Source organism: Rhizobium sp. M10 (assembly GCF_002531955.1).
Classification (GTDB): domain Bacteria; phylum Pseudomonadota; class Alphaproteobacteria; order Rhizobiales; family Rhizobiaceae; genus Rhizobium; species Rhizobium etli_C.
The window spans coordinates 1-6,509 of the sequence record NZ_NWTA01000054.1 but is presented as its reverse complement, the minus strand read 5'-3'; the positions used below and the strand labels follow the sequence as shown (position 1 = coordinate 6,509).

Below are 6,509 nucleotides of genomic sequence, written 5' to 3'. Positions count from 1 at the left end.
CGCAAAGCCGATCACCCGCTACAGCGCAACGAGAAGCGCGCGGGCGCTCGGCTTTACTCCCTACCGTCAGCTACACCAGGTGCTGGGACACGATCCGCGTTGCCGGTTGCTCACACCGCGCCACTTGGCGTATTCAAAACCGCCGAGGCTCTAATCGCCGCTGGATGAAAGTTCAGTGGCAGGTCACGCAGGCTCAAGACCCTCAAGGGCCTCACACTACGAGTTCGTCTGCAAGACATAGACTTCGCAGCCTGAACGTTTCACCCTCGATCCGCTCCATGAAAATGCCGGGACTGAACAACGACGGCTGAGTGCAGGCATCAAGACTTAAGTCTGTCGTAAAGCAGACAAAGCGAATACAAACGTGGTGCGAACTGTCGGCTATTGGCTGACACGAAGATGCAGAACCCTCGACGTGCTGGAGGTGCCCCAGGCACCTGCTATCATCGCAGGTTGGGGCCAAGGCTGGCCTGCTCTGATCCCCGGTAGTGGGCGGGGTACACCCTGCCGATTTCAATGAAGCTACGCCTTTTTTCCCGGCTGATCTCGTCCACCGTTCAAAGGCCCAACCGCCACGTCAGCAGCGTTTAGGCGAATATACGCTCCAGCATCTCTCTTAACTGCAGCGCTTCGCCGCCATCTGAGGTTTCGCGACCGCACGCGCTTGCCATGGCAGGTCCCGCAATCCGTCGCCCAAAGCCGTTATGGATGCAATACGAAATTTCCCGGCAATCTGGACATCTGCCGCGTGAGACCTGGAATGCAATATTCGAGTTCTGGTGCCTATTCAGCTCCCATTCGTGCTGCATGTCCGAGTGGCACGTCCCTTGCTTCACTTCATGCTACTGATTCACCGCAGAGAGCGAGGATGAACTGACGTAAACTCTATTTCTATCGCCCCAGTCGCTTTGTCGGAGATGGGTCACGAGCCGCATCGACGGGGCAGGAAGGCCTCAGATCGGGATTTAGCCCCAACGAAGCTGAAACCAGGGAGGCGCTCGGCCGTGCTGGCCTTCGCGCCAAGGGCCGGCGAATTCTCCTGCGATATCGTGGCGCGGATGCACTCTGAGCCTCGAGAGGTAAGTGCTACCCTGCTCGTCAACGAGACGCCAATGAGCGTGCGGCGTCACGGAAACATATGGCACGGATTTTTTCCACGGTAAACGTCCGTACTTTCGAAAGCTGGCAATGGTGAATCCTTCAACATACTCTGCGCAACTCGCCGACGGCACTATCTCGGTTCACGTGGATCGAAGCCTTGTACCCCCCATCGAGATGTTCGGCTTCGGGCAGCGAATCAACCCGAACCGCTCGTTTCTGTTTGTTTCCAAGGTTCTTGGTCGATTCCTGCCGATCCGCCCTTCGGTCATGGGAAATGCATTCGACCTCCTTGCACGTCAGATTCCTGCCGATATTCCTGGTCCGGTTTTGTTCATCGGAATAGCCGAAGCGGGCATTGGCCTTGGTGCGGGTGTCCATCGGCGGTTCCGCGAACTCACTGGTCGCGGCGATGCAATATATATCTGCTCCACTCGCCATGATCTTAAACTGCCGCTGCTGTGCGAATTTGAGGAAGAGCATAGCCATGCCCCGCGGCACCTCCTGCACGAACCATGCGAGGCAAGGCTCCGCGACTTGGTTCATGGTGCGACCGGCTTGGTACTCGTTGACGATGAGGCTTCGACAGGTAAGACATTTGCCAACATCTTCGCTGCCCTTCCTGCAAAAATTCGTTTGAAGCTGAAGCACACAGTCCTACTTACGCTTACCGACTGGTCAGAAGGCGCTGCCCGCGCGGAGATCACGGGAACAGTCAGTGAGGCTACTATCGTTTCCGGACGGTACAGTTGGACTCCGCGTGGGGATTTCACGGCAGCTACTCCGCAGGTCCCTTCCTGTGACCGTCCTAAGCGGCCCGAGGTCTGTCCCGACGTCGCTCGAGACTGGGCGCGTCTCGGCGTCGTCGATCACTTGCAGGGTCTCAATGCAAACGCTGCCGATGACGGGATTACCCTCGTACTCGGAACGGGCGAACACGTGTGGCAGCCCTTCCTGCTTGCGGAGCGCTTGGAAAAGGAGGGCGCTGAGGTTTTCTATTCATCCGTGACGCGTTCTCCCCTGTCGAAAGGCCACGCGATCGGTTCAGTACTTTCGTTCTCCGACAACTACGGCGGAACGGTTCCACATTACCTCTACAACGTCGATCCAGCGCTGTACTCGAAAATTATACTCTGCTCGGAGACAGGCCCGGAAAATGTCTGTGCCAGCCTGATGTCCGCACTGGGCGATCCCATTGTCCTTTCAGACGTAGAAGGTGAATGAAGCCGCCTTAGGCCATGCGGTCTGCCGCTTCGAAATCGGCTCACTCGATCGGACATTTCCGCCAGTCCACAGCGACACAACACTGCTGTCGCGTTACCTAAGGACATCACTCCCATGGGGGATACCTATGACAGCATCGCCTCCCCTGCCACACTAGGCTCCTACGCCGAATACGACGTGACGCTCCTTCTCAAGAGAGTGGATATTCAGCCTACTGACACGGCCACGAGGGAAGAGGCCATCCAATCCGGGCGGCGGCATTACTCGGAAATGATTTCCGCCGAGATGGCCCCGACCCGCGAATACATGGAGCTGTTTGCTAAGGCCATGGCCACTGGTGGCCCGCGCATGGGCGCCGAGACGGCACGCCTCGCCCTCGCGATCGTGCAGTCGGTCGAGGGTCCTATTACCCTTGTCAGTTTGGTCCGCGCCGGCGTGCCCTTCGGCATCCTTCTCAAGAGGGCCATCGCCTTACTCGGCCGGGACGTCGGACACTACGGGTTGTCGATCATTCGCGACAAGGGCGTTGACGACGAGGCTATGCGCCACATTCTTGCCAGGCGTCCTGTCGAGAGCATCGTCTTCGTAGATAGCTGGACGGGCAAAGGAGCAATTGCGAACCAACTCGAAAAGAGCTTCAAGGACTACTCAGACCGGCCTGCGCGGCTAGTTGTATTGGCCGACCCCTGCGGCTGCGCATGGCTCGCCGCATCGGGCGACGACTGGCTTATTCCCTCCGGAATGCTAGGATGCACCGTATCCGGGCTTATCAGCCGCTCGATCCTCAACGCTGCCCTCGTCGGTCCCGGTGACTTCCACGCCTGCGTCCAGTGGGATAATCTCGCGGAACACGATATTTCCCGATCATTCGTGGATGGTATGTGGAATGATGTCTCCACTGTGATTGCAACCGAAATCCCGAGCGTCTGGAGTATCGAGACCCGCCGGGCGCATCGCGATGCCGCCGCCGCTGCCGTCGCCTGGGTGATGGGGGAGGACGCCGTAACGAACATCAACCGAGTAAAGCCGGGCATTGCGGAGGCGACCAGGGCCATCCTGCGACGTGTGCCGGAAAAGGTGTACGTCTCGTCGCCAACCGATCCAGAACTCGCGGCCCTCATGTACCTGATCGACAACAAAGGCGTCCCGTATGTCGTCTCCCCTAGAAAGATCGCCCCCTACCGCGCCGTCACGCTGATCCGGCACGTCTCCTAATCTCCACGTATGTCTACTTACGAGCTCGGCGCGCAGGTCAAGGAAACTGAGATGTGACAAATTCCGTATCGTAAAATTCATTGCCAATGGAGAATCCGCGAAAGCTCACATCTGGCAATCGATCAGATATTTAACCAGTCGCATTTTGGAGTACGCATATGAAGCCCATTGCTCTGGTGGACCTCGACGACACCTTGTTTCAAACCAAGAAAAAGATACCGGAGATTGCGGAAGCCGATCTGGTATTGGCGTCCAAATCCATTAATGGAAGCAACTCCTATATGACGAAGATTCAAGCTGCCTTTGTCGAGTGGCTGCTCGTCTCCACGGAGGCCATCCCGGTTACGGCGCGCGGCTCTGAGGCTCTTTCGCGCGTTACGATCGCGTTTGAAAGCTACTCAATCGTATCGAACGGTGCCGTCATCCTCAAAAAGGACGGCAAGCCTGACGCCGAATGGCATGAGGTCGTCGCAAGGGAGCTCCGGCCGCTTGCCGGCTTTTTCGATAAGCTCCTCGATGAGGGCAGGACCAAGGCGAGGGAACTTGGCGTCCACATCCGGTGCTGGTCGGTGATGGAAGCTGATCTCGCGACATATGTTGTCTTCAAAGAGATTGACGGAGACGGCTCACGCCTTGAAGAGATTGTGCCGATCATTCGAGAAAAACGGGGTTGGGTTCGACACCACAACGGCAATAACCTTGCGCTAGTTCCGCCTGCGATCTCAAAACGGGTGGCCTCACAATTTCTGCTCAAAAAGCTTCGGACGGAGCATCCAGGTCGCCCAGTGATCGGCTACGGTGACAGTGTGAGCGACTTCTCCTACCTGTCCCTCTGCGACTGGTGGGGCGCTCCGGGTAACTCTCAAATGACAGACCTTGTCGTTTCCGCTGTTGCGCGTGAGAGATAGGTGACACGCGTACTGCGAACGTGGTGATATGTGAGGAGGGTGCAGGAATGATCCTGCACCTCCAGTCTTTTAGTAGAAACTTCCTATAGGTAAAACGCCGCGCCATATCGCGGTAAGAACCATGGCAAGCGCGGCGAGGATCGCGAGATTCCCGTCGGCTTTTACCACGAGTACGTAGAGCTTGTATTTCAGCATGATATGACCTTTCGATGAGCTCATTAGGAACTGCCGTCTCGACGGTTCGTGCCTTACTTGCGCAGAGCGAAATTTCGCGCCCATGATCCTCTCGGCGTCGATCCGCCGGAAATGGTCGACGATGGGTTGATCGTCATAGACCATGGCCGCGCTCTTGACGCAGCCGAACATCATGGCCTTCAAAGACGCGACCGGGCCCTCGCCCGCAGCCGGCGCTGGAGATAGGAAAACTTGGTTGCTTGCCAAACGCGTCCTGTCGATCTTATAAAAACGCAACGTTAGCCGAAGCGGGATCCATTTGGGATCCACGGCAACCAGCCGCCGGTCTCCCGCTCGAAACAGCAGCACATCGGCGCGCATGTCCGGCGTGAACCGTTTGCCGAACCAGCCAAGATCTTCGAGCACACCATCGAACGATGCCCCGTCGATTGGCGACTGTCTATCCATTCAAGCGGCCAGTGCGGCTGCTCGGCGTCACGCTTTCAACTCTGACGACCTCCGATCGGCAATGCACGACCCCAGTCCCAACTTGATCTCGGGCTCTGACGGCCCATCGCCCCGAAATAGAAAAGCCTGCCGCGGGAGGAGGTGCGGCAGGCTTTCCTAAAAGAACCGAACGGCGACCTGGGAGGAGGAGTGCCGCTGTTCCCACAGACGTCCCTTTGGGAGGAGGAGTGGGCCGTCTAAACTTCGAAGCGTTGCGGGAGGGAGCATCGCTTCGATGAAAATAGCAATACTCGGGCCAGCGCCATGAAGCCAGCGTCTATGTTGCACTGCAGCTATGCACCCGCCGCAACAATCGGCAAGACATCGAGCATTCCTACCCCTGATTTTGTCGGCGGCTCTGCCGCTGTTACAGAGTGGAACCGCTACAACGTCAAGTTCGATATCGAAAGCCCCAAGAAGGCCGTGACAGTTCGCGGCGGCCCTGCCGTCATGGAAAGTAGCGCCGCTGGAGACGGTGGCCGGCAGCTAAGCTGGATCGGTGCGGTTCGCGACAGTCATTAGGGGACACCCGGTGACAGACAGTATGAAGTGGCAGTCGCTCCCAGAAGCGCAAGATGTTCTGCGGGTATGTTTTCACCGTTAAGACCCGGCTGTACAATCCCGATCCGGTACTCGATGAACCTGCGTCGGGCAGCCTTTCGAAGCGTGGCCAAGTCATTCAGGCTGCCTCGAATGAAACGGGCCCGGCCCTTAAGATGTGATGTTTCTCTCACGGTCAGGTGGTTGATGAGGTTCTTCAAGCTCCATGTCCCCTTCACCCCCTTCTGTGCTTGACCGCAAACGAGGTAAAGATCGTCCGCCCGGCGCCCCATTACTGCCTGCGAGTATTTCAGATGCCAGAGAAGTACGGTGACGGTATCGTCCGTCTCCTCGATCGCCACGACGTCCGCGCTCTCCCAGGTGTCATCGTCATCTCTTCCGGGAGAGTGGGCAGACAATCCTCGCAATGGGCGTTCCGCTGATCGCACCTCCTTTGGTTTTCTGACCACTTTACCGCCCGAAGCGTGACCTCTCGCTTTTGAGGCAAGTGTCCGCGCGTAAAGCGAAGCTATTGAATCTTGTAAAGAATTCGGTTGCGCAGCGGGCGGATTCCCACTATCTTTTTCGATAGGGCAGTACGCGCTGCCCCGGGGCTTCGTAACCCCTACAAGCGGTTGGTGTCGGCCGATTCGGCACCAGGTTCCTCGGAACTAAAGGCCACAGGGCCGTCTTGTACGGTTACGAACTCCCCGATCAGTGGGTTGAGCGAGTTTTCAGCGGGGGCGCACCGCGTGAAACTCTCCATCGGGGTGACCACCATGAAGCGCTATGCAGCAGCACAGGTCCGGACTTCGAGGCCTGCGCAAGCCGAACAGTCGAATG

At 57.6% G+C, this 6,509-nt stretch carries 4 protein-coding genes and 3 pseudogenes; 6 read left to right on the top strand and 1 reads right to left on the bottom strand.

Features of this window, described 5'->3' with window-relative positions; all coding sequences use genetic code 11:
- Positions 1 to 1,188 precede the first annotated feature (1,188 nt).
- The 3 genes from CO671_RS34470 to CO671_RS32750 all read left to right on the top strand — a co-directional run bounded on the left by CO671_RS34470 (position 1,189) and on the right by CO671_RS32750 (position 4,445).
- A complete protein-coding gene (locus tag CO671_RS34470; RefSeq protein ID WP_011053330.1) occupies positions 1,189 to 2,322 on the top strand; it encodes a phosphoribosyltransferase domain-containing protein in 1,134 nt (377 codons plus the stop codon).
- A gap of 114 nt (positions 2,323 to 2,436) precedes the next feature.
- Positions 2,437 to 3,537: a cysteine protease StiP domain-containing protein gene (locus tag CO671_RS32755; RefSeq protein ID WP_004675992.1), complete on the top strand. Its 1,101-nt coding sequence runs from the start codon at positions 2,437 to 2,439 to the stop codon at positions 3,535 to 3,537.
- 158 nt (positions 3,538 to 3,695) lie between these two features.
- Entirely contained in the window at positions 3,696 to 4,445 is a 750-nt protein-coding gene (locus tag CO671_RS32750) for a hypothetical protein (RefSeq protein WP_004675991.1), read from the top strand.
- Between the two features lie 270 nt (positions 4,446 to 4,715).
- On the opposite strand, the pseudogene CO671_RS34640 reads toward CO671_RS32750, so the two are convergent.
- Positions 4,716 to 5,065 (bottom strand): annotated as a pseudogene (locus CO671_RS34640) (DUF4334 domain-containing protein); the annotation flags it as partial.
- Between the two features lie 3 nt (positions 5,066 to 5,068).
- Between CO671_RS34640 and CO671_RS34465 the strand changes: the two are divergent.
- The 3 genes and pseudogenes from CO671_RS34465 to CO671_RS34635 form a co-directional block, all read left to right on the top strand.
- Positions 5,069 to 5,186, top strand: a pseudogene (locus tag CO671_RS34465) (DNA polymerase IV); the annotation flags it as partial.
- A gap of 204 nt (positions 5,187 to 5,390) precedes the next feature.
- Positions 5,391 to 5,648 (top strand): hypothetical protein, encoded by a 258-nt coding sequence (locus CO671_RS32740; protein WP_225881755.1) that lies wholly within the window; start codon positions 5,391 to 5,393, stop codon positions 5,646 to 5,648.
- Between the two features lie 572 nt (positions 5,649 to 6,220).
- Positions 6,221 to 6,509: pseudogene (locus tag CO671_RS34635) on the top strand (XRE family transcriptional regulator); the annotation flags it as partial.

Coding starts and splice junctions, on each gene's coding strand:
- CO671_RS32750 (WP_004675991.1), top strand. CDS start 3,696: ATGAAGCCCATTGCTCTGGTGGACCTCGACGACACCTTGTTTCAAACC.
- CO671_RS32740 (WP_225881755.1), top strand. CDS start 5,391: ATGAAGCCAGCGTCTATGTTGCACTGCAGCTATGCACCCGCCGCAACA.
- CO671_RS34470 (WP_011053330.1), top strand. CDS start 1,189: ATGGTGAATCCTTCAACATACTCTGCGCAACTCGCCGACGGCACTATC.
- CO671_RS32755 (WP_004675992.1), top strand. CDS start 2,437: ATGGGGGATACCTATGACAGCATCGCCTCCCCTGCCACACTAGGCTCC.